This window comes from Pseudomonas oligotrophica (genome assembly GCF_021726475.1).
Lineage (GTDB): Bacteria > Pseudomonadota > Gammaproteobacteria > Pseudomonadales > Pseudomonadaceae > Stutzerimonas > Stutzerimonas oligotrophica.
Genome location: NZ_JAKJRU010000001.1, coordinates 581,855 through 604,113, shown reverse-complemented (window position 1 = coordinate 604,113; position 22,259 = coordinate 581,855). Strand labels below are relative to the sequence as shown.

General features: G+C 68.3%; 26 protein-coding genes. 18 read left to right on the top strand and 8 right to left on the bottom strand.

Translation table 11 applies throughout. The features are described from left to right. Positions 1-40 precede the first annotated feature (40 nt). The 6 genes from L3N39_RS02795 to L3N39_RS02770 all read left to right on the top strand — a co-directional run bounded on the left by L3N39_RS02795 (position 41) and on the right by L3N39_RS02770 (position 4,818). A complete protein-coding gene (locus L3N39_RS02795) occupies positions 41-934 on the top strand; it encodes an energy transducer TonB (protein ID WP_237255673.1) in 894 nt (297 codons plus the stop codon). Positions 935-996: 62 nt separating this feature from the next. After that, positions 997-1,566 carry a YqgE/AlgH family protein gene (locus L3N39_RS02790; RefSeq protein WP_237255672.1) on the top strand — a complete coding sequence of 190 codons (570 nt, stop codon included), beginning with the start codon at positions 997-999 and terminating at the stop codon, positions 1,564-1,566. Next, positions 1,563-1,994: a Holliday junction resolvase RuvX gene (gene ruvX / locus L3N39_RS02785; RefSeq protein ID WP_237255671.1), complete on the top strand. Its 432-nt coding sequence runs from the start codon at positions 1,563-1,565 to the stop codon at positions 1,992-1,994. Before L3N39_RS02790 ends, ruvX begins: the two co-directional genes overlap by 4 nt. 14 nt (positions 1,995-2,008) lie before the next feature. Further along, positions 2,009-2,521, top strand: a complete 513-nt coding sequence (gene pyrR, locus L3N39_RS02780; RefSeq protein WP_237255670.1) for a bifunctional pyr operon transcriptional regulator/uracil phosphoribosyltransferase PyrR — start codon at positions 2,009-2,011, stop codon at positions 2,519-2,521. A 12-nt stretch (positions 2,522-2,533) separates the two neighbouring features. Beyond that, positions 2,534-3,553, top strand: coding sequence for an aspartate carbamoyltransferase catalytic subunit (locus tag L3N39_RS02775; RefSeq protein ID WP_237255949.1), 1,020 nt, complete (start codon positions 2,534-2,536; stop codon positions 3,551-3,553). Next, on the top strand, positions 3,547-4,818 hold the full coding sequence (locus L3N39_RS02770) for a dihydroorotase (protein ID WP_237255669.1): 1,272 nt from the start codon (positions 3,547-3,549) through the stop codon (positions 4,816-4,818). Before L3N39_RS02775 ends, L3N39_RS02770 begins: the two co-directional genes overlap by 7 nt. A 46-nt stretch (positions 4,819-4,864) precedes the next feature. On the opposite strand, the gene L3N39_RS02765 is transcribed toward L3N39_RS02770, so the two are convergent. After that, the gene (locus L3N39_RS02765) at positions 4,865-5,266 is read right to left on the bottom strand and encodes an NINE protein (RefSeq protein WP_237255668.1); all 402 of its coding nucleotides are present in this window, start codon (positions 5,264-5,266) and stop codon (positions 4,865-4,867) included. Positions 5,267-5,360: 94 nt separating this feature from the next. Between L3N39_RS02765 and L3N39_RS02760 the strand changes: the two genes are divergently transcribed. Both L3N39_RS02760 and L3N39_RS02755 read left to right on the top strand, forming a co-directional pair. Then, positions 5,361-6,572: a putative DNA modification/repair radical SAM protein gene (locus L3N39_RS02760; protein ID WP_237255667.1), complete on the top strand. Its 1,212-nt coding sequence runs from the start codon at positions 5,361-5,363 to the stop codon at positions 6,570-6,572. Beyond that, positions 6,572-7,459, top strand: coding sequence for a TIGR03915 family putative DNA repair protein (locus L3N39_RS02755; protein WP_237255666.1), 888 nt, complete (start codon positions 6,572-6,574; stop codon positions 7,457-7,459). Before L3N39_RS02760 ends, L3N39_RS02755 begins: the two co-directional genes overlap by 1 nt. Here L3N39_RS02755 and L3N39_RS02750 read toward each other — a convergent pair. Together L3N39_RS02750 and pilT are read right to left on the bottom strand one after the other, a co-directional pair. Beyond that, entirely contained in the window at positions 7,425-8,570 is a 1,146-nt protein-coding gene (locus tag L3N39_RS02750) for a PilT/PilU family type 4a pilus ATPase (protein ID WP_237255665.1), read from the bottom strand. The two genes, L3N39_RS02755 and L3N39_RS02750, sit on opposite strands and share 35 nt — an antisense overlap. A 64-nt stretch (positions 8,571-8,634) precedes the next feature. Further along, complete coding sequence (gene pilT / locus L3N39_RS02745; protein WP_237255664.1) at positions 8,635-9,669, bottom strand: type IV pilus twitching motility protein PilT; 1,035 nt, start codon at positions 9,667-9,669, stop codon at positions 8,635-8,637. Between the two features lie 65 nt (positions 9,670-9,734). On the opposite strand from pilT, the gene L3N39_RS02740 reads away from it, so the two are divergent. From L3N39_RS02740 to L3N39_RS02695, 10 genes are all read left to right on the top strand, one after another. Continuing rightward, complete coding sequence (locus L3N39_RS02740; RefSeq protein WP_237255663.1) at positions 9,735-10,424, top strand: YggS family pyridoxal phosphate-dependent enzyme; 690 nt, start codon at positions 9,735-9,737, stop codon at positions 10,422-10,424. A gap of 19 nt (positions 10,425-10,443) precedes the next feature. Beyond that, positions 10,444-11,277 (top strand): pyrroline-5-carboxylate reductase, encoded by an 834-nt coding sequence (gene proC / locus L3N39_RS02735; protein ID WP_237255662.1) that lies wholly within the window; start codon positions 10,444-10,446, stop codon positions 11,275-11,277. A gap of 9 nt (positions 11,278-11,286) precedes the next feature. After that, positions 11,287-11,877 (top strand): YggT family protein, encoded by a 591-nt coding sequence (locus L3N39_RS02730; protein ID WP_237255661.1) that lies wholly within the window; start codon positions 11,287-11,289, stop codon positions 11,875-11,877. A 153-nt stretch (positions 11,878-12,030) separates the two neighbouring features. Then, positions 12,031-14,013, top strand: a complete 1,983-nt coding sequence (locus L3N39_RS02725; protein ID WP_237255660.1) for a dynamin family protein — start codon at positions 12,031-12,033, stop codon at positions 14,011-14,013. Between the two features lie 57 nt (positions 14,014-14,070). Continuing rightward, the gene (metX, locus tag L3N39_RS02720; protein WP_237255659.1) at positions 14,071-15,210 is read left to right on the top strand and encodes a homoserine O-succinyltransferase MetX; all 1,140 of its coding nucleotides are present in this window, start codon (positions 14,071-14,073) and stop codon (positions 15,208-15,210) included. 9 nt (positions 15,211-15,219) lie between these two features. Then, positions 15,220-15,819 (top strand): methionine biosynthesis protein MetW, encoded by a 600-nt coding sequence (gene metW, locus L3N39_RS02715; RefSeq protein WP_237255658.1) that lies wholly within the window; start codon positions 15,220-15,222, stop codon positions 15,817-15,819. Positions 15,820-15,846: 27 nt separating this feature from the next. Further along, a complete protein-coding gene (locus tag L3N39_RS02710) occupies positions 15,847-16,269 on the top strand; it encodes a DUF4426 domain-containing protein (protein WP_237255657.1) in 423 nt (140 codons plus the stop codon). Continuing rightward, entirely contained in the window at positions 16,266-16,859 is a 594-nt protein-coding gene (gene rdgB / locus L3N39_RS02705; protein WP_237255656.1) for an RdgB/HAM1 family non-canonical purine NTP pyrophosphatase, read from the top strand. The genes L3N39_RS02710 and rdgB overlap by 4 nt, the downstream gene beginning before the upstream one ends. Beyond that, positions 16,856-18,058, top strand: coding sequence for a radical SAM family heme chaperone HemW (gene hemW, locus L3N39_RS02700; RefSeq protein ID WP_237255655.1), 1,203 nt, complete (start codon positions 16,856-16,858; stop codon positions 18,056-18,058). Before rdgB ends, hemW begins: the two co-directional genes overlap by 4 nt. Positions 18,059-18,067: 9 nt before the next feature. After that, positions 18,068-18,391 (top strand): DUF3392 domain-containing protein, encoded by a 324-nt coding sequence (locus L3N39_RS02695; RefSeq protein ID WP_237255654.1) that lies wholly within the window; start codon positions 18,068-18,070, stop codon positions 18,389-18,391. A gap of 39 nt (positions 18,392-18,430) precedes the next feature. Here L3N39_RS02695 and L3N39_RS02690 read toward each other — a convergent pair whose 3' ends face one another. The 5 genes from L3N39_RS02690 to L3N39_RS02670 form a co-directional block, all read right to left on the bottom strand. Then, positions 18,431-19,771: a DUF1329 domain-containing protein gene (locus L3N39_RS02690; RefSeq protein ID WP_237255653.1), complete on the bottom strand. Its 1,341-nt coding sequence runs from the start codon at positions 19,769-19,771 to the stop codon at positions 18,431-18,433. Between the two features lie 149 nt (positions 19,772-19,920). Then, complete coding sequence (trmB, locus tag L3N39_RS02685; protein WP_237255948.1) at positions 19,921-20,592, bottom strand: tRNA (guanosine(46)-N7)-methyltransferase TrmB; 672 nt, start codon at positions 20,590-20,592, stop codon at positions 19,921-19,923. A 135-nt stretch (positions 20,593-20,727) separates the two neighbouring features. After that, the gene (locus L3N39_RS02680) at positions 20,728-21,522 is read right to left on the bottom strand and encodes a thiazole synthase (protein WP_237255652.1); all 795 of its coding nucleotides are present in this window, start codon (positions 21,520-21,522) and stop codon (positions 20,728-20,730) included. A gap of 71 nt (positions 21,523-21,593) precedes the next feature. Then, positions 21,594-21,794 carry a sulfur carrier protein ThiS gene (gene thiS, locus L3N39_RS02675; protein WP_237255651.1) on the bottom strand — a complete coding sequence of 67 codons (201 nt, stop codon included), beginning with the start codon at positions 21,792-21,794 and terminating at the stop codon, positions 21,594-21,596. Positions 21,795-21,870: 76 nt separating this feature from the next. Further along, complete coding sequence (locus tag L3N39_RS02670) at positions 21,871-22,242, bottom strand: DUF423 domain-containing protein (RefSeq protein WP_237255650.1); 372 nt, start codon at positions 22,240-22,242, stop codon at positions 21,871-21,873. Positions 22,243-22,259: the final 17 nt, after the last annotated feature.

Sequence of the window (22,259 nt, the reverse complement as noted above, 5' to 3'; positions counted from 1 at the left end):
AGTCGGCAGACTGCGCCGCACTTCAACCGACCCGTACCCGATGAACGCAGCAGCACGCCAGCCCACCGTCCAGCCGTCGCAGGTTCGCCCCGCCGACCGGCTGGGCTTCACCCTGTTCGTCGCGACGGTGGTGCACGTGGCGCTGATCCTCGGGCTGGGCTTCTCCCTCAGCGAGCCGCAGCAGCTCAGCAAGACGCTGGAGATCACCCTCTCCACCTTCAAGAGCGAGAAACAGCCGGAACAGGCCGACTTCCTCGCCCAGGACAACCAGCAGGGCAGCGGCACCCTGGAACACAAGGCCGCGCCGCGAACCACCGAGCAGGCGCCGTTCCAGGACACCGAGGTGCGCAAGGTCTCGCCACCGGCGACGCCACCGCGTGCGGTTCGCCAGGAGGCGCCCAAGGCCGCGGTCGCCACCCGCTCGCCGCAACCGGACAAGACGCCGGTCAAGCGCGAGACCCGCCCACAGCCCGAACCGCAACCAACCCCGGCGTTCGACTCCTCGCAGCTCAGCGCCGAGATCGCCAGCCTCGAGGCCGAGCTTGCCCAGGACATCGAGCGCTATGCCAAGCGGCCACGCGTCAACCGGCAGAACAGCGCCGCGACCATGCGCGACATCAGCGCCTGGTACCGCGACGAATGGCGCAAGAAGGTCGAGCGCATCGGCAACCTCAACTACCCCGACGAGGCCCGCCGCCAGCGCATCTACGGCAGCCTGCGCATGTTGGTCACGATCAACCGCGACGGTACCGTGCAGGAGCTGCGCGTCATCGAATCGTCCGGCGAGAAGGTGCTGGACGACGCCGCCATGCGTATCGTCCGCCTGGCCGCCCCCTTCGCCCCCTTCACCGGCGAGCTGGCCCAGAAATTCGACCAGGTGGAGATCATCCGCACCTGGCGCTTCGAGCGCGGCGACCGGCTGTCGAGCCGCTGAGCCGCCTGGCGAGCGCGGTGCGGCAGTAGCCGGCATCCGGCGCAGGCCTTAAGCTAGCCGGCATGAAAAGCACCGCGCCCAGCTACCTCAAGCACCATTTCCTGATGGCCATGCCGCACATGGCCGATCCCAACTTTGCCCACAAGCTGATCTACCTGGTCGAGCACGGCCCCGAGGGCGCCATGGGCCTGGTGGTGAACGACCCGAGCGGCCTCAGCCTCGCCGACGTGCTCGAGCAACTGCGCCCCGACCAGGCCAGCCCGGCGCTCTGCCAGAGCTTGCCGGTGTTCTCCGGCGGGCCGGTGCAGACCGACCGCGGCTTCGTCCTGCATCCGCGCGACCACAGCTACCAGGCCACCCTGGCGCTGGGCGAGCTGGGCATGACCACCTCGCAGGACGTGCTCTTCGCCATCGCCGACGGCGACGGCCCGCAGCGCTACCTGATCGCCCTCGGCTACGCCGGCTGGGACGCTGGGCAACTCGAGGCCGAACTGGCCGGCAACACCTGGCTCAGCTGCCCGGCGCGCCTGGACATCCTCTTCGAACTACCCCATGACCAGCGCCTGAAGGCGGCCGCCGCGAGCCTCGGCATCGACCTGACACTGCTCAGCAGCCAGGCAGGCCACGCGTGAGCGCGCCGCGCCTGCTGCTCGGCTTCGACTACGGCACCCGGCAGATCGGCGTGGCCGTTGGCCAGGCGATCACCGGCCAGGCGCGCGAACTCTGCGTGCTCAAGGCGCAGAACGGCGTGCCGGACTGGAGCCAGCTCGAGCGACTGATCGCCGAGTGGCAGCCGGACGCCCTGGTGGTCGGCCTGCCGCTGAACATGGACGGCAGCCCCAGCGAGATGAGCGAGCGCGCGCTGAAGTTCGCGCGCCGCCTGCACGGGCGCTTCAACCTGCCGGTGCACAGCCACGACGAACGGCTGACCACCTTCGAGGCCAAGGGCCAGCGCCTGCGCGAGGGCCAGCGCGGCGGCTATCGCGAACGCCCGGTGGATGCCCTGGCCGCCGCCCTGTTGCTGGAAGGCTGGCTCGCCGAGCACAGCCAGCGAGATTGACTCAAGGAGATCAGATGAACCTGCCCAATCCTGACCAGCTGCTGCCGGAAATGGCCCGCGCGCTGGACGCCCACCTGACCCGCCACGGCATAGCCGAACCCCGCTTCGTTGGCATCCGCACCGGCGGCGTCTGGGTCGCCCAGGCCCTGCTGGCCGCCAGCGGCCGTGACGACGCGCTGGGCATTCTCGACGTCTCCTTCTACCGCGACGATTTCACGCAGAACGGCCTGCACCCCCAGGTGCGGCCTTCGGAGCTACCCTTCGAGATCGAGGGCCAGCACTTGGTGCTGGTGGACGACGTGCTGATGACCGGCCGGACGATCCGCGCCGCGCTGAACGAACTGTTCGACTACGGCCGGCCGGCCAGCGTGACGCTGGTCTGCCTGCTCGACCTCGATGCGCGCGAGCTGCCGATCCGCCCCGACGTGGTCGGCGCCACGCTGTCGCTGACGGCCGAGCAGCGGGTAAAATTGCTCGGCCCCGCGCCGCTCGCCCTCGAACTCCAGACGCTCGACACCGCCAACTGAGATCCCGCGATGATGCCAACCGCTGCCAAGCGCCCGCTGCAGCTGAACGACAACGGTCAGCTGCGCCACTTCCTCTCGCTGGACGGCCTGTCCCGCGAACTGCTCACCGAAATCCTCGACACCGCCGACTCCTTCCTCGAGGTGGGCGCACGTGCGGTAAAGAAGGTGCCGCTGCTGCGCGGCAAGACCGTGTGCAACGTGTTCTTCGAGAACTCCACGCGCACCCGCACCACCTTCGAGCTGGCCGCCCAGCGGTTGTCGGCCGACGTCATCACGCTGAATGTCTCGACCTCCTCGACCAGCAAGGGCGAGACACTGACCGATACCCTGCGTAACCTCGAGGCCATGGCCGCCGACATGTTCGTGGTGCGCCATGCCGACTCGGGCGCCGCGCATTTCATCGCCGAATACGTCAGCCCCAATGTCGCGGTGATCAACGGCGGCGACGGCCGCCATGCCCACCCGACCCAGGGCATGCTCGACATGCTGACCATCCGCCGGCACAAGGGCAGCTTCGAGAACCTTTCGGTAGCCATCGTCGGCGACATCCTGCATTCGCGGGTGGCGCGCTCGAACATGCTGGCGCTGCGCACCCTGGGCTGCCCGGACATCCGCGTCATCGGCCCACGCACGCTGCTGCCCGAAGGGCTCGAGCAGTACGGCGTGCGAGTGTTCAGCGACATGGACGAAGGCCTGCGCGACGTCGACGTGGTCATCATGCTGCGCCTGCAGCGCGAACGCATGCAGAGCGGGCTGCTGCCCAGCGAAGGCGAGTTCTACCGGCTCTACGGCCTGACCACCGCGCGCCTGGCACTGGCCAGGCCCGACGCCATCGTCATGCATCCTGGGCCGATCAACCGTGGCGTGGAGATCGAATCGGCGGTCGCCGACGGCCCGCAGTCGGTGATCCTCAACCAGGTCACCTACGGCATCGCCATCCGCATGGCCGTGCTGTCCATGGCCATGAGCGGCCAGGCCGCGCAGCGCCAGCTCGAATCCGAAAACATCTCCGAGGAGCAGACCCGATGCTGACCAGTATCCTCGGCGCGCGCGTCATCGACCCGGCCAGCGGGCGGGACGAGGTCGCCGACCTTCACCTGGAAGACGGCCGCATCGCCGCCATCGGCGCGGCACCGGCAGGCTTTGCCGCAACCCAGCGGATCGACGCCGGTGGCCTGGTCGCCGCACCCGGCCTGGTGGACCTGTCCGTGGCCCTGCGCGAGCCAGGCTACAGCCGCAAGGGCAGCATCGCCAGCGAAACCCTGGCTGCAGCTGCCGGCGGCGTCACCAGCCTGTGCTGCCCGCCGAACACCCGGCCGGTACTGGATACCACGGCGGTGGCCGAGCTGATCCTCGACCGCGCCCGCGAGTCCGGCCACGCCAAGGTGTTCCCTATCGGCGCACTGAGCCGCGGCCTGGCCGGCGAGCAGCTTGCCGAGCTGGTCGCCCTGCGCGACGCCGGCTGTGTCGCCTTCGGCAACGGCCTGACCGAGTTCGGTAGCGTCCGCAACCTGCGTCGCGCCCTGGAGTACGCGGCGACCTTCGACCTGACCGTGGTGATCCATTCGCAGGACCGCGACCTGGCCGAAGGCGGCCTGGCACACGAGGGGCCAGCGGCCAGTTTCCTCGGCCTGGCCGGCATCCCGGAGACGGCCGAGACCGTGGCCCTGGCACGCCACCTGTTGCTGGTCGAGCGCGCCGGCGTGCGTGCCCACTTCAGCCAGCTGTCCAGCGCACGCGGCGCGCAGATGATCGCCGAAGCCCAGGCCCGCGGCCTGCCGGTGACCGCCGACGTGGCCATGTACCAGTTGATCCTCACCGACGAGGCGCTGCACGGCTTCTCCAGCCTCTACCACGTGCAGCCGCCGCTGCGCAGCATCGCCGACCGCGAGGGCCTGCGCGAGGCGGTGCGCGCCGGGGTGATCGGCGCCATCGCCAGCCATCACCAGCCCCACGAGGCCGATGCCAAGCTCGCGCCGTTCGGCGAGACCGAGCCAGGCATCAGCGGCGTGGAACTCCAGCTGCCGCTGGCCCTGACCCTGGTGCAGGATGGCCTGCTGGACCTGCCGACCCTGCTGGCACGCCTGTCCAGCGGACCGGCCCAGGCGCTCGGGCTGCCTGCCGGCCGCCTGGCGGTTGGCGAAGCCGCCGACCTGGTGCTGTTCGATCCGAACGCCTCGACCCTGGCCGGCGAGACCTGGTTGTCGCGCGGCCGCAACAGTCCCTTCCTTGGCCACTGCCTGCCGGGCGCGGTGCGCTACACGCTGGTCGACGGCAAGCTCGTCTACCAGGCCTGAGGCTGCGCGGCCGGAGCCCGCCTCCGGCTGCCGCCCCGCAGGGTTGTCAGAAGCTGCTGCGCTGGGCGTTGCGTTCGGAGATCTGGTCGTTCAGCGTCCAGAAGTCGTAGAGCACGCCGATGAAGAACAGCCCGCCGGTGAACAGGTAGAGGATGCCGCTGATCCATTTGCCCTGGTACATGCGGTGCACGCCGAACACGCCGAGGAAGGTCAGCAGGATCCAGGCGATGTTGTAGTCGAGCGGCCCGGCGCGGAAGCGCAGGTCCGCCTCGCGGTCCATCGACGGGATCAGGAACAGGTCGATGATCCAGCCGACAAACAACAGGCCGAGGGTGAAGAACCAGATGGTGCCGGTGACCGGCCTGCCGTAATAGAAGCGGTGCGAGCCGAGAAAGCCGAAGATCCAGAGCAGATAGCCGATGACCTTGCTGTGGGTGTCGCGCTGCATGTGTCGTTCCCCCTCGTCGCGGCCCGCCGGCCGGTCGTTGAATGTGCCAATCGCCATGATACTGTATGCATGAACAGTATCCAGTGGTCTTTCTATGCAACTGATCGACAAGCTCAGCATTCTTGCCGATGCGGCCAAGTATGACGCCTCCTGCGCCAGCAGCGGCGCGCCCCGGCGCAGCTCGAAAGGGCGCAGCGGCCTGGGTTCGACCAGCGGCATGGGCATCTGCCACAGCTTCACGCCGGACGGGCGCTGCGTCTCGCTGCTGAAGATCCTGCTGACCAACTTCTGCCTGTATGACTGCCAGTATTGCATCAACCGCCGATCCAGCGACGTGCCGCGGGCACGCTTCACACCCGAGGAGGTGGTGCGCCTGACGCTGGACTTCTACCGGCGCAACCTGGTCAGCGGGCTGTTCCTCAGCTCCGGCATCATCCGCAGCGCCGACTACACCATGGAACAGCTGGTCCGCGTCGCCCGGCTGTTGCGCGAGGAACATGAATTCCGCGGCTACATCCACCTCAAGACCATTCCCGACGCCGATCCGTTGCTGATCGCCGAAGCCGGCCGCCATGCCGACCGGCTGAGCGTGAACGTCGAACTGCCCACCGAGCAGGGGCTGCTGCGCCTGGCGCCGGAGAAACGCGCCCGCAGCATCCGCCAGGCGATGGGCGTGATCCGGACGGGCGAACAGCAGGCGCAGCAGGAGCCACGCGGCGCAACGTTCGCCCCGGCCGGGCAGAGCACGCAGATGATCATCGGCGCCGACGCGAGCGACGACGGCACCATCCTGCGCACCGCCGAAACGCTGTACGATGGCTTTCGCCTGCGACGCGTCTACTACTCGGCGTTCAGCCCCATCCCGCAGAGCCCGCGCATGCTTGCCCAGCAGCCGCCGCCCCTGCTGCGCGAGCATCGCCTCTACCAGGCCGACTTCCTGCTGCGCGGCTACGGCTTTCGCGCCGGCGAGCTGCTGCCGGACAACGGCAACCTGGCGCTGGACATCGACCCCAAGCTGGCTTGGGCGCTGGCCAACCGCGCCTTGTTCCCGGTCGACCTGAACCGCGCCGAGCCCGCGCTGATCGCCCGCGTGCCGGGCATCGGCGTGCTCAACGCCAGGCGCCTCGCCGAGCTGCGCCGCGAGCGACGACTGCGCTATGCCGACTTGCAGCGCCTGCGCTGCGCGGTGGAGAAGGCGGCGCCCTTCGTCATCACCCAGGACTACCGGCCGCGCCAGGCCACGCTCGAGTCCGCCGTACTGCGCCAGCGCCTGCGTGACGGCTCGGCCCAGCTGGAGCTGTGGTGATGCGGCAGATCCGTTTCGACGGCACCTTCGAGGCCTGGCGTGCAGAGGCCCGCCACTGCCTGCTGGCGGGCCTGGCACCAGATGAAGTGGTCTGGCTGGACGGCCCCGGCGATCGCACCGGCGACCTGTTCGGCGCCGCCGCGGATGACCTGCCAGCCCAACCGGGCGCGTCGTTCCGTATCCCGCGTGAACTCCCGGCCCTGTTGCAGCTCGCCGCGCGCTTTCGCTGCGAGGCTCGCTGGAGCCTGCTCTACCGTGTGCTCTGGCGTGCCAGCCGCGGCGACCGCAGCGCGCTACTGGCCGGCGACCCGGACGGCAGCCTGCTGCAGCGCCGCGCCAAGGCCGTGCGCCGCGAGCTGCACCATCTGCATGCGTTCGTCCGCTTCCGCCCGCTGGGAGAGCCGGCCAAGCACTTCGTGGCCTGGCACGAACCGGCCCACGACGTGCTCGAGCTGGCCATCGAGCATTTCGCCCGGCGCATGGGCGGCACGCCCTGGATGATCGCCACGCCGCAGGCGGCGGCGCTCTGGGATGGCCGGCGCGCGGCGCTGGTCAGCCCCTGCCCGCCCACCTGGCGGGCGCTCGCGCAAACCGCGGCAGATCCGGACGAGGCGCTCTGGCTGGCCTATTACCGCAGCATCTTCAATCCCGCGCGGGCCAATCGCGAGGCGCTGCTCAAGGGCCTGCCGGCACGCTTCTGGAAGGACCTGCCCGAAGGCACGGCGATCTGCGAACTGCTGGTGGGCGCACGCAACGGCGACAGGCGCACCGGCCAGGCCGCCGCGCTGGTGGGGCGCGCCGGCCGACGCATCGGTCGGGAAGCCCGCGGCCTGGCGGCGGGCCAGGGCGAAGTCAGCGTCCGCGAAAGCCCGGATCGTCGTCGCTGACTTCCAGCTGCAGGCCCTGGGACACGCTGGAGAGGTGCTCACTGTCGGTTTCCGAACCGAGCTTGATCATCAGGCGCAGGTCGTTGGCCGAGTCGGCGTGGGCCAGCGCGTCCTCGTAGGTGATCTCGCCCTGCACGTAGAGGCTGTACAGCGCCTGGTCGAAGGTCTGCATGCCCTGCTCGGTGGAGCGCTTCATCAGGCCCTTGAGTTCGTGTACCTCGCCCTTGCGAATCAGGTCGGCGGCCAGCGGCGTGTTGATCAGCACCTCGATCACCGCGCGGCGGCTCTTGCCGTCGGGGGTGGGCACCAGCTGCTGGGCGACGATCGCCTTGAGGTTGAGCGACAGGTCCATCCACACCTGCTGCTGCCGGTCGGCGGGGAAGAAGTTGATGATCCGGTCCAGCGCCTGGTTGGCATTGTTGGCGTGCAGGGTGGCCAGGCACAGGTGGCCGGTTTCGGCGAAGGCCACCGCATAGTCCATGGTCTCGCGCGTACGCACCTCACCGATGAGGATCACATCCGGCGCCTGACGCAGGGTGTTCTTCAGCGCCACGTCGAACGACTCGGTGTCGATGCCCACCTCGCGCTGGGTGACGATGCAGCTCTGGTGCTGGTGGATGAATTCGATGGGGTCCTCGATGGAGATGATGTGGCCGCTCGAGTTCTTGTTGCGGTAGCCGATCATCGCCGCCAGCGAGGTGGACTTGCCGGTGCCGGTGGCGCCGACGAACAGCACCAGGCCGCGCTTGGTCATCGCCAGCTTCTTCAGCACGTCGGGCAGCTTGAGGTCCTCCATCGTCGGGATGTTGGTCTCGATGCGCCGCAGCACCATGCCGGCGAGGTTGCGCTGGTAGAAGGCGCTGACGCGGAAGCGACCGATGCCGCGGGCGCTGATGGCGAAGTTGCATTCGTGGTTCTCGGTGAACTCGCGGCGTTGCTGCTCGTTCATCACCGCATGCACGGTTTCGCGGGTCATTTCCGGCGACATGGCCGTCTTGCTGACCGGCAGGATCTTGCCGTTGACCTTCATCGACGGCGGCACGCCGGCGGTGATGAACAGGTCGGAGCCGCCCTTTTCCACCATCAGGCGCAACAGTTTCTCGAAATCCATGGTGCTGACTCGCAGTTGACTGGCGAGGCCGCCTCGGGCGGCCGGTGACGATCCTCGGCCGGGATCAGATGTTGTCCGGCGTCTTGGCCTTTTCGCGCGCGCTGTCGCGGCTGACCAGGCCCTTGGCGACCAGGCTCTTGAGGCACGAATCGAGGGTCTGCATGCCCAGCGCGCCGCCGGTCTGAATCGCCGAGTACATCTGCGCGACCTTGTCCTCACGGATCAGGTTACGGATGGCCGGGGTGCCGATCATGATCTCGTGGGCGGCGACCCGGCCGCCGCCGATCTTCTTCAGCAGGGTCTGCGAGATCACCGCCTGCAGCGACTCGGAGAGCATCGAGCGGACCATCGACTTCTCCTCGGCCGGGAACACGTCGACCACCCGGTCGATGGTCTTGGCGGCGGAGGTGGTGTGCAGCGTGCCGAACACCAGGTGGCCGGTTTCGGCGGCGGTGAGCGCCAGGCGGATGGTCTCCAGGTCACGCATCTCGCCGACCAGGATGATGTCCGGGTCTTCACGCAGCGCCGAGCGCAGCGCCTCGGAGAAGCCGAGGGTGTCGCGATGCACCTCGCGCTGGTTGACCAGGCACTTCTTCGACTCGTGGACGAATTCGATCGGGTCCTCGATGGTGAGGATGTGGTGGTACTTGGTGTTGTTCAGGTAGTCGAGCATCGCCGCCAGGGTGGTCGACTTGCCCGAGCCGGTGGGGCCGGTGACCAGCACCAGGCCGCGCGGCACGTCGGTGATCTTGCGGAACACCTCGCCCATGCCCAGGTCTTCCATGGTCAGGACCTTGGACGGAATGGTCCGGAACACCGCGCCGGCGCCGCGGTTCTGGTTAAAGGCGTTGACCCGGAAGCGCGCGACACCAGGCACCTCGAACGAGAAGTCGGTCTCGAGGAATTCCTCGAAATCCTTGCGCTGCTTGTCGTTCATAATGTCGTAGATCAGCGCGTGTACCTGCTTGTGGTCCATGGCCGGCAGGTTGATCCGCCGCACGTCGCCATCGACGCGGATCATCGGCGGCAGGCCGGCGGAAAGGTGCAGGTCCGATGCACCCTGCTTGGCGCTGAACGCCAGCAGTTCAGTGATATCCATGGGACTCCCCAATTACAGGCAAGCGGGTAGAATGCCGCGCAGACCCTAGGCCGCGGGCGCAGGTAATGTCCACGATAGCGAACAAGATTGCAAAGGTCGCAGCGCGCATCCGTGAGGCGGCGCAAGCTGCGGGGCGCGACCCGGCGACGGTCGGCCTGCTGGCCGTCAGCAAGACCCAGCCGGCGGTCGCGATCCGCGAAGCCTTCGCCGCCGGCGTCGTCGATTTCGGCGAGAACTACCTGCAGGAAGCGCTCGACAAGCAGGCGCAACTCGGCGACCTGGCGCTGACCTGGCATTTCATCGGGCCGATCCAGTCGAACAAGACCAAACCCATCGCCGAGCATTTCGCCTGGGTCCACTCGGTCGACCGGCTGAAGATCGCCCAGCGCCTGTCGGACCAGCGCCCGGCCCACCTGCCGCCGCTGAATGTCTGCCTGCAGGTGAATGTCAGCGGCGAGGCCAGCAAGGCCGGCTGCGAGCCGCAGGAGCTTGCAGCGCTGGCAGCTGCGGTCGCCGCCCTGCCCCGCCTGCGCCTGCGCGGGCTGATGTGCATTCCCGCACCGAGCGACGATCCGCAGCAGCAGCGCGCCGCCTTCGCCCGCCTGCGCCAGCTGAAGGACTCGCTCGAGCTGCCGCTCGATACGCTTTCGATGGGCATGAGCCAGGATCTGGAAGCTGCAATTGCCGAAGGCGCGACCTGGGTCCGCATCGGCACCGCCCTGTTCGGCGCCCGTGATTACGGGCGCCCCGCCTGAATAGACCAAAGGAGTTCCCGTGAGCAATCCTCGCATCGCCTTCATCGGTGCCGGCAACATGGCCGCCAGCCTGATCGGCGGCCTGATCGGCCAGGGCATCGCCGCCGAATCCATCCGCGCCAGCGACCCGGGCGCCGAACAGCGTGCACGCCTGGCGGCCGAGCATGGCATCGAGGTCTTCGCTGACAATGCACAGGCCCTGGTCGGCGCCGAGGTGGTGGTGCTGGCGGTCAAGCCGCAGGTGATGCAGGCCGTCTGCCGCGAGCTGGCAGCGCACCTGGCGCCGGATGCGCTGGTCGTGTCCATCGCTGCCGGCATCAGCTGCGCCAGCCTGCAGGCCTGGCTCGGCGCAACCACCGACGCGCCCCGCGCGATCGTGCGCTGCATGCCCAACACGCCGGCGCTGCTGCGCCAGGGCGTCAGCGGCCTGTACGCCAACGCCGCAGTCAGCGCGATCCAGAAGCAGCAGGCCGGGCAGTTGCTCGGCGCTGTCGGCCTGGCCCTCTGGCTGGACGAGGAAAGCCTGATCGACGCGGTCACCGCCGTGTCCGGCAGTGGCCCGGCCTACTTCTTCCTGCTGATGGAGGCCATGACCGCCGCCGGCGAGCGCCTCGGCCTGCCGCGCGAGACCGCCGCGCAACTGGCCAGCCACACGGCACTGGGCGCGGCGCGCATGGCCTGCGAAAGCGAGGTCGAGCCCAGCGAGCTGCGCCGCCGGGTGACTTCGCCGAACGGAACCACCGAGGCGGCAATCAAAACCTTCCAGGCCGGCGGCTTCGAGCAGCTGGTGCAGCAGGCGGTGGACGCCGCCGCCAGGCGCTCGGCCGAACTGGCCGAACAACTGGGCCAATAAGGAGCCTTCATGTCGCAACTCTCGCAAGCCCTGATTCTCGTGGTGCAGACCCTCGGCAGCCTCTACCTGCTGATCGTGCTGCTGCGCTTCATCCTGCAGCTGGTGCGCGCGGACTTCTACAACCCGCTGAGCCAGTTCATTGTCCGCGCCACCCATCCGCTGCTGCGGCCGATGCGCCGGGTCATCCCGAGCATCGGCAGCCTCGACCTGTCGTCGCTGATCCTCGCATTGCTGGCGCAGATGCTGCTGATGGCGCTGATCCTGCTCATCGCCTACGGCACCACCGGCAACCCGCTGCTGCTGCTGATCTGGGGCCTGGTCGGGCTCACCGGGCTGTTCCTCAACATCTTCTTCTGGGCGTTGCTGATCAGCGTGATCCTTTCCTGGGTCGCGCCGCACAGCCACAACCCGGCGGCCGAGCTGGTGAACCAGATCTGCGAGCCGGTGCTGGCGCCGTTCCGCCGGCTGCTGCCGAGCATGGGCGGGCTGGACCTTTCGCCGATCTTCGCCTTCCTCGCGATCAAGCTGCTGGACATGCTGGTGGTCGGCAACCTGGCGACCATGACGCACATGCCCAACATCCTGCGCACGCTGATCTGAGAACCGGTTCAAGCTCTCGCAAGGCTGCGGCCCAGCAGGCCGCAGCGCGCATTCCGCCGACCCGCAGGCCGCTCTAGACTTGCCCGGTCAGGAGTCGCCGACGGTTCGAGCGCACCTTCCTGACGACCTCCTCTCGGCACGGCAGGCAAGCACATGGAGCGACTCGATCGGCAAGTAGACGCCTACGTTGGCTGGAAGCGCGACCTGATCCGCGAGATCACCCGCTACCGCAGCTGGCTGGTACACAACCGACTGAGCAGCGAGGCGGTCGATGCGCGCCTGGAACGTGCATTGCGCCTGCTGCGTACCGACCACATCACCCTGGCCTTCGTCGGCGAGTTCTCCCGCGGCAAGACCGAGCTGATCAACAGCCTGCTGTTCGGCCGCTTCGGCCGGCGCATTCTGCCCTCGCGCGCCGGGCGCACCACCATGTGCCCGACCGAGCTGTTCTTCGACCCTCGCTCGGAGCGCTCCTACATCCGCCTGCTGCCGATCGAGACGCGCCTGGAGGACGCCAGCCTGGCGCAGCTGCGCCGCCTGCCGCGCCAGTGGCTGCAGATCCCGCTCGACACCCAGGACCCGGCGAACCTCGCCGAGGCCTTCGACCAGGTCGCGATGACCAAGGCCGTGCCGCTGCAGGCCGCGCTGGAGCTGGGCTTCGCGGCCGACAGCCTGGAGCCGGCCGACAGCTCCGGCAAGGTGCTGATCCCGGCCTGGCGCCATGCGCTGGTCAACTTCGACCACCCCTTGCTGCGCCAGGGCCTGCGCATTCTCGACACCCCCGGGCTCAATGCGCTGGGCAGCGAGCCGGAGCTGACCCTGTCGATGCTGCCCAACGCCCAGGCGGTGCTGTTCATGCTCTCGGCCGACGCCGGCATCACCGCCAGCGACATGCAGATTTGGCAGCGGCACGTCGCGCCGCTGGGCGAGGAGGCGCAGGGCAACCTGTTCGCCATCCTCAACAAGATCGACGTGCTCTGGGACGACCTGGCCGGCGAGGCGTTCGTCGCCCAGGCGATCGAGCAGATCCGCACCAATACCGCCCAGCAGCTCGGCCTCGCCAAGCAGGACGTGCTGCCGCTCTCGGCCAAGCAGGCGCTGCTGGCCAAGGCGCGCCAGGACGACGCCCTGCTCGAGCGCAGCCGCATCGAAGCGCTCGAGCGGCTGCTCAGCGAGCGGGTACTGGCGCACAAGGAGCGCCTGCTCGAAGAAGGCGTGGTGCAGCAGGTACTGGCGCTGCTGCACAACAGCCAGCAGGCGCTGGGCCAGCGCCTGGAGCGGATCGCCGAACAGCGCCGGCTGCTCGATGACCGCCAGCAGGGCAGCAGCCAGACGCTGCTCGAGCTGACCGCTCGTACCCGCCACGAGCACAACCGCCACCACAAGCGCCTGCTCGACCTGAAGACCAACCAGCGCCTGCTGCAACGCCAGGGCGAGCAGCTGCGCGCCGCGCTCGGCAGCGAGCGCCTGGAGGAGCACCTGGCGCGCCTGCGTCGCAGCCTGACCGGCAGCCTCACCACCCTGGGCATCAACCTGGCCATCCAGCACTTCTTCCGCAGCGTCGAGCAGGACCTCGCCGCCCTGGAACTCGAGGCGCAGCGCGCGAACAAGATGCTCGAGGCGATCTACCGGCGACACAACGAGGAAAACCCGCTGCACGGCATGGATGCCCCCTGCCTGCGCGTGCAGCCCTACGTGCGCGAGCTGCAGACCCTGCAGGGCAAGGCCGACCAGTTCCGCCGCCAGCTCAAGACCCTGCTCACCGAACAGCACGCGCTGACCCGCCGCTTCTTCGCCACCCTGGTCCAGGAAGTGCTCGCCCTGCACGAGCGCCTGCGCCAGCAGGCCGAGCTCTGGGCGGTCGATGCGCTGACCCCGCTGCTGCAGTTCTCGCTGGAGCACAAGCAGCAGATCGAGGCGCACATGCTGCAGCTCAAGCAGCTGGCCCGCGACAACCATCAGGACGACCGCCGCGCCGAACTGCTGGGCCGCTATGCCGACGAGCTGGAGCAGCAGCTGGCCCAGGCCGCCGAGATGCAGCGCGCCCTGCGGCGGCCCTCGCCGATCCGCCGGCAGCACAAGGTGGTCAATCTGCTGGGCCTGGCCCAGCCGGAGCGGGCAGGCGATACAGGGTGAATTGACGCGCGCTTCCCTTTAGACTCTCCGACCTTCCGTCTGCAAGAGCCAGGGTAGATGCCCACTGCCATTCCAGCCGATTCCGTTGGCTTGGTGAGCCCGCAGGTCGCGCACTTCGCCGAACCGCTGACGCTCGCCTGCGGCCGTACGCTGGCCGACTACCAGCTGATCTACGAAACCTATGGCGAGCTCAACGCCAGCCGCAGCAATGCCGTGCTGATCTGCCATGCCCTGTCCGGCCATCACCATGCCGCCGGCTACCACAGCCTGGAAGATCGCAAGCCGGGCTGGTGGGACAGCTGCATCGGCCCGGGCAAGGCCATCGATACCGAGCGCTTCTTCGTCGTCAGCCTGAACAACCTCGGCGGCTGCAACGGCTCGACCGGCCCGGCCAGCCTGAATCCGGCCACCGGCAAGGTCTACGGCGCGGACTTCCCGGTGGTCACGGTGGAGGACTGGGTGCACAGCCAGGCGCGCCTGGCCGATGCGCTGGGCATCAGCCAGTGGGCGGCGGTGGTCGGCGGCAGCCTGGGCGGCATGCAGGCGCTGCAATGGACGATCAGCTATCCCGAGCGGGTGCGCCACTGCCTGGCGATCGCCACGGCACCCAAGCTGTCGGCGCAGAACATCGCCTTCAACGAGGTGGCACGCCAGGCGATCCTCTCCGACCCCGAGTTCCATGGCGGGCATTTCCAGGAGATGGGCGTGATCCCCAAGCGCGGCCTGATGCTGGCGCGCATGGTCGGCCACATCACCTACCTGTCCGACGATGCCATGGGCACCAAGTTCGGCCGCGGGTTGAAGAGCGAGAAGCTCAACTACGACTTCAACAGCGTCGAGTTCCAGGTCGAGAGCTACCTGCGCTACCAGGGCGAGGAGTTTTCCGCGCGCTTCGACGCCAACACCTACCTGCTGATGACCAAGGCGCTGGACTACTTCGACCCCGCCGCGGCCCACGACGACGACCTGGCGCGGACCTTCGAGGGCGCCAAGGCCGGCTTCTGCGTGATGTCCTTCACCACCGACTGGCGCTTCTCGCCGCAGCGCTCGCGGGAGATCGTCGACGCCCTGCTCGCCGCGCGCAAGGACGTCTGCTACCTGGAGATCGACGCGCCGCAGGGGCACGACGCCTTCCTCATCCCCAACCCCCGCTATCTGCAAGCCTTCCGCGGTTACATGAACCGCATCGCCGTATAAGGAGCGAACATGCGCGCCGATCTGGACATCATCCAGGACTGGATTCCGGCCGGCAGTCGGGTGCTCGACCTCGGCTGCGGCAATGGCGAGCTGCTGGCCTGGCTGCGCGACCACAAGGGCGTCAGCGGTTACGGCCTGGAAATCGACCCGGACAACATCGCGGCCTGCATCGAAAAAGGCGTCAACGTCATCGAGCAGGACCTGGACAAGGGCCTGGGCAACTTCGCCAGCGACAGCTTCGACATGGTGGTCATGACCCAGGCCCTGCAGGCCGTGCACTACCCGGACAAGCTGCTCAAGGAAATGCTGCGCGTCGGCCGCGAGTGCATCATCACCTTCCCCAACTTCGGCCACTGGCGCTGCCGCTGGTACCTGGCTAGCAAGGGGCGCATGCCGGTCTCCGAATTCCTCCCCTACACTTGGTACAACACCCCGAACATCCATTTCTGCACGTTCGAGGACTTCGAGCGGCTGTGCCGCGAACGCGGTGCGCGGGTGCTCGATCGGCTGGCGGTCGACCGCGACCACCGGCACGACTGGGCGAGCAGGCTGTGGCCCAACCTGCTCGGCGAGATCGGCATCTATCGCGTCACCGGACCTGGCCGCTGAGCGGCCGCCTGGATAGGAGAAAGCCCCATGAAACGCGCCCTGATCCTGCTACTGGCCAGCCTGCTCACGTTGCCGGCCCTGGCCGAGCGCAAGCACAGCGTCGGCGAATACGACATCCACTACAGCGCCTTCAACTCCAGCTTCCTGCAACCTGACATCGCCGCCGCGGCGGGCCTGGTGCGCAGCAAGCAGCAGGGCGTGGTGAACGTCTCGGTGCTCCGCCAGGGCAAGCCGGTCACCGCGCTGGTCAGCGGCCAGGTGAAGAACCTGCTCGGCCAGGACTACAGGCTGCAGTTCAAGCAGCTCAAGGAAGGCGATGCCGCCACCTACTACCTGGCGCAGTTCCCCTTCGACTCGCAGGAAGTCCTGCGTTTCAGCCTCAGCGTGCAACCGATGGGCGGCGAGCCGGTCAATTTCGACTTCACCCAGGAATTCTTCCCAGACGAATGATGCCTTTCAACGAACTGGTGCTGGCCAGCCACAACGCCGGCAAGCTCAAGGAACTGCAAGCGATGCTCGGCGATGCGGTGCGCGTGCGTTCGGTCGGCGAGTTCAGCGACATCGAGCCGGAAGAGACCGGCCTGTCGTTCATCGAGAACGCCATCCTCAAGGCGCGCAACGCGGCGCGCCTCTCCGGGCTGCCGGCGCTGGCCGACGACTCGGGCCTCGCGGTGGACATCCTCGGCGGTGCGCCTGGCATCTACTCGGCGCGCTATGCCGACGGCCAGGGCGACGCGGCGAACAACGCCAAGCTGCTGGAGGTGCTGCGCGACGTGCCGGACGCCGAGCGCAGCGCGCAGTTCGTCTGCGCCCTGGCCCTGGTACGGCACGCCGACGACCCACTGCCGATCCTCTGCGAGGGGCTCTGGCACGGGCGCATCCTGCATGCGCCGCGCGGCGAGCACGGCTTTGGCTACGACCCGCTGTTCTGGGTACCGGAGTGCGACTGCTCCAGCGCCGAACTGCCCGCCGAACAGAAGAACCAGCTCAGCCATCGCGCCCGCGCCATGGCTCAGCTCAAGACGCACCTGGGGATATGACGACGGCCAGCCGCAAGCCGCAAGCGTCAGGTAGCAACGGCTTGCAGCTTGAGGCGCCAGGCTTCGAGCTGCCGCCGCTGGCGGCCTATGTGCATATCCCCTGGTGCGTGCGCAAGTGCCCGTACTGCGACTTCAACTCGCATACTGCCGGCGCCGAGTTGCCGGAGACGGCCTATGTCGACGCCCTGCTGGCCGATCTCGAGGCCGACCTGGACTACGTCCAGGGCCGCCGGCTGGGCTCGGTGTTCTTCGGTGGCGGGACCCCGAGCCTGTTCTCCGCCCGGGCGCTGGAGCGCATCCTCGCCGGGCTGGAGCGGCGGGTCGGCTTCGCCGACGGCATCGAGATCACCCTCGAGGCCAACCCCGGCACCTTCGAGCAGGCCAAGTTTCGCGATTACCGCAGCGCCGGCATCAATCGCCTGTCGATCGGCGTACAGAGTTTCCAGGCCGCCAAGCTCAAGGCATTGGGCCGCATCCACGACGGCGCCGAGGCGATCCGCGCCGCCGACATGGCGCGCAGCGCCGGCTTCGACAACTTCAACCTCGACCTCATGCACGGCCTGCCGGAGCAGAGCCTGGAGGACGCGTTGAGCGACCTGCGCATCGCCATAGCCCAGCAGCCGACGCACCTGTCCTGGTACCAGCTGACCCTGGAGCCGAACACGGTGTTCTGGAGTCAGCCGCCGGTGCTGCCCGAGGACGACATCCTCTGGGACATCCAGGAAGCCGGCCAGGCACTGCTCGCCGAGCACGGCTACCGGCAGTACGAGACCTCGGCCTATGCCCGGCCCGGACGGCAGGCGCGGCACAACCTCAACTACTGGACCTTCGGCGACTTCCTTGGCCTCGGCGCCGGTGCCCACGCCAAGCTCAGCCTGGCCGACGGGAGGATCCTGCGCCAGTGGAAGACCCGCCTGCCCAAGGACTACCTGGCCGCCCTCGATGGCTTTCGCGCCGGGCAGAAGGCGCTGGAACGGGACGAGCTGCCGTTCGAGTTCCTGATGAATGTGCTGCGCCTCACCGACGGCGTGCCGTCACTGCTGTTCACTGAGCGCACCGGCCTGCCCCTGGCCCTGCTCGCCGATGGCCGGCGCCAGGCGCAGGCACGCGGGCTGCTCGACCCGGACCCGCAGCGCCTGGTGGCGACGCCGCGCGGCCAGCTGTTCCTCAACGATTTGCTGCAACTGTTCCTGCCATAAGGAAACCGGATGGACCTCGTACTCGACCTGCTCGCCACGCTGTCGCGCTGGAGCCGCAGCCACCTGTCGGACATCTCGCTGGCGATCATGGCCACGCTCTTCGTGCTCTTCGGCCCGGCGCTCAACGCCTGGGTGCAGAAGAACATCGGCGGGCTCAACTTCATCCTGCGCACGCTTCTGTTCGTGGTGTTCTGCGCGATCGTCTACGGCCTCGGCATCATCTACCTGAGCCCCTGGCTGGCCAAGGGCCTGGCGCAGTTCAACAACTACACCCTGGCGCCGGTGCTGATCCTGATGCTGTTCATCATCGGCGTGGTCGCCGACCGCAACTAGCGCGGTACAGCCCGGCCTGCGACAGGCCGGGCCGGCGCATCAGTTCGCCCCGCGGCGCAGCGCCTGCGGCGAGAAATCGCGCGGCGTCAGGCGCACGTCGAAGTCGTACATCGGCTCGTTGTTGTCCAGCCCGTCGACGAAATAGTTGCCATCCTTGAGGTGGTACAGCGTCTCCAGCGTGCTGTTGAACATCGGCACTTCGTAGTAGCTGATCGGATGGCTTTCCTGCAGTCCGATCAGCTCACCCTGCTCGTCGTACAGGTCGACCGCGAGGATCGCCCAGCTGTCCTCGTCGATGTAGAAGCGGCGCTTGTCGTAGGCGTGGCTGAAACCCTTGCGCAGCGCGGCCTCGACCACCCAGACACGGTGCAGCTCGTAGCGCAGCAGCTCGGGATTGAGCGTGCCCGGACGCACGATGCGGTCGTAGGGGATGCCCTGCTGATGCACCGCGTAGCTGTTGTAGGGCACCAGCATTTCGCGCTTGCCGAGCAGCGTCCACTCGTAGCGATCCGGCGCGCCGTTGAAGGAGTCCACCACGTCGGCGGTCGCCAGGCCGCTGGTATCCGGCTGCGGCGAGTCGTAGGCCAGCGAGGGCAGGCGCCGCACGCGACGGTCGCCCGGGCTGTAGCGCCAGGCCTTGCGGATGGTCAGCACCTGGTCGACCGGGTCCTGCACCACCAGTGCGGTGCCGGAGAGCTTGGCCGGCGCGGTGACCCGGTACTTGTAGTACAGCAGCGTGTTGTTCAGCTCGCCCTGGGTCATGCCTTCGCGGTTGTAGACGTAATAGACGTGGCGGTCACGCTTGATGTAGGACGCCTTGCCACCGATCACCACCGCCTGGTTGTTGATCATGTGGGTCTGCTCGCCCTTGTAGTGCAGGATGTGGTTCCAGATCACCTCCATGCCGTCCCGCGGCAGCGGGAAGGGCACGCCGGCCGCGGCCCCCTTGATGCCGTTGCCGTTGGCGATCAGCTCGGCACTCTGTGCGTTGGCGCGCGAGGCTTCGTAGATGCGTTCCGGCGCCGCGGCGCTGCGCCGTGTGGGAAAGACCCGCAGGTAGAAGTCCGGATGCCGCTCGAGCAGGTCACGCAACCCCGCGGGAAGCCGCTCGGCGTGCTCGCCGAGGTTGCCGCTGTCGACACGGTAGAGCGGCGTGTCCGCGGCGAACGGATCGGGATGGTGCATGCCGGGCTGGTAGCCGGCCGGCGGCGTCACGCCACCGCTCCAGGCCGGAATGCTGCCGGTGGCGTTACCGGCGCGCTCGGCGCCCAGCGGGGTGAGGTCCTGGCCCAGGCGGGCCGCCTGCGTGGCGTCGACCTTGGCCTGTGCCGTCGATGCGGCACAGACGGCCAGCAGCAGCGCTCCCAACTTCGCGTTCATCGTCTTCTCCCTGCGGGTCGGACGACCAGCGCGCCTCTGCGTGCGTCGGCTGCCGTCCGTTGGCGTTGTCATTGTGTGTGGCAGCGGAGCCCGGTCGCCCCGCTGGTGCCGCCCAGGGCGGCTCGACGACGCCTACGGATGGGCGTCGCTCATTCGCAGCGCTGGAACTTCAGGTCCCAGACGCCGTGCCCCAGACGTTCGCCGCGCCGCTCGAACTTGGTGATCGGCCGCTCCGCGGGGCGCGGCACGTAACGGCCGTCCGCGGCCAGGTTGCGGTAGCCGGGCGCGGCGTCCATCACCTCGAGCATGTGCTCGGCGTAGGGCTCCCAGTCGGTGGCCATGTGCAGCACGCCACCGACCTTCAGCTTCTGCCGCACCAGCTCGGCGAACGCCGGCTGCACGATGCGCCGCTTGTGATGGCGGCTCTTGTGCCAGGGATCGGGGAAGAACAGCAGCACCCGGTCGAGGCTGGAATCGGCGACGCATTCACGCAGCACTTCCAGCGCATCGCAACTGTAAACCCGCACGTTCTGCAGGTTTTGTGACAGAAGTCCGCTCAATAGCGCACCGACGCCGGGCGTATGTACCTCCACGCCGATGAAGTCCTGCTCGGGGGCGGCGGCGGCCATCTCCAGCGTCGAATGGCCCATGCCGAAGCCGATCTCGAAGGTGCGCGGCGCACTGCGCCCGAACACCTGGTCGAAATCGCGCAGGCCGTCGGCCAGTTCCAGGCCGAACTTCGGCCAGCCCAGCTCCAGGCCGCGCTGCTGGCCGAGGGTGGTACGCCCGGCACGCATCACGAAGCTCTTGATGGTGCGCATGCGCGGCGCATCGCCGGCCGGTTGCTGCGCCTGTTGGGTTTCATCGGTCATGAACGGCATCCTGAAATGAACGAAGCCGACTGCGCAGTCGGCTTCAGGGTCAAGCGTCGGCGGTGCGCACGCACCGCCGGGAGATCAGCGGATCAGCCCTTCCAGCGGCGAGGAGGCGCTGGCGTAGAGCTTCTTCGGCATGCGTCCGGCCAGGTAGGCCAGGCGCCCGGCCTCGATGGCATGCTTCATCGCCTGGGCCATCAGCACGGGGTTCTGCGCATGGGCGATGGCACTGTTCATCAGCACCGCCTCGCAGCCGAGCTCCATGGCGATGGTGGCGTCGGAGGCGGTGCCGACACCGGCATCGACCAGCACCGGCACGGTGGCTTCCTCGAGGATGATGCGCAGGTTGTACGGGTTGCAGATGCCCAGCCCGGTGCCGATCAGGCCGGCCAGCGGCATCACCGCGATGCAGCCCATCTCGGCCAGCTGGCGGGCGATGATCGGGTCGTCGCTGGTGTAGACCATCACGTCGAAGCCGTCCTTGACCAGCACCTCGGCGGCCTTGAGCGTCTCGATGACGTTGGGGAACAGGGTCTTCTGGTCGGCCAGCACTTCCAGCTTGACCAGCTTGTGGCCGTCGAGCAGCTCGCGCGCCAGGCGGCAGGTGCGCACTGCCTCCTCGGCGGTGTAGCAGCCGGCGGTGTTCGGCAGGATGGTGTAGCGCTCCGGGCTGATCACGTCGAGCAGGTTCGGCTCGCCCGGGTTCTGCCCGATGTTGGTGCGGCGCACGGCGACGGTGACGATCTCGGCGCCCGAGGCCTCGATGGCCGCGCGGGTCTCCTCGAGATCCTTGTACTTGCCGGTGCCGACCAGCAGCCGCGACTCATAGGTGCGGCCGGCCAGGATGAAGGGCTTGTCGTGCGCCGTTGTGCTCATCGGGTATTCCTCGTTCGGACGTTGCGGGAGGCGACTGCGATGCCGCCGGGAATGCTGGGGCTGCGGCTCGCTCAACCACCGCCGATGGCGTGCACCACCTCGACGCGATCACCGTCCTTCAGCGCGGTGGCGCCGTGCTCGCTGCGCGGCACGATGTCCAGGTTCAGTTCCACCGCGAGCCGACGGCCGCTCAGCTCCAGCCGCGCAAGCAGGTCGGCGACGGTCTGGCCGTCGGGCAGCTCGTAGGGTTCGCCATTCAAGTGAATCTGCATGGGGATCGCCGCCATCGATAGGGGGTCGGCATTCTAGCCCGAACCGGGTGGCCGACCAAGGCAAAGGCGCCGAGCGCTAGCGCAGCCGCCAGGCCGTGGCCAGCAGGCAGGCCCAGCCGGCCAGGAAGGCGGTCCCGCCGAGCGGGGTGACGATGCCGAGCTTGCCGACGCCGGTCAGGGTCAGCAGGTAGAGGCTGCCGGAGAACAGCAGCACGCCGACGGCGAAGAAGCCGCCCGCCAGCCGGGGCAGGCGCCCCGCCACCTGGCGCGTCAGCAGCGCGACACCGAACAGCGCCAGGGCATGCACCAGCTGGTACAGCACGGCGGTCTGGAACACCGCCAGGTACTCGGCGCTCAGCCGGGCGCGCAGGCCATGGGCGGCGAAGGCCCCGAGGGCGACGCCGGTGAGGCCGTAGAACGCGGAGAGCAGCAGGAACGGGCGCATCATGATCCAGAGACGGGCAG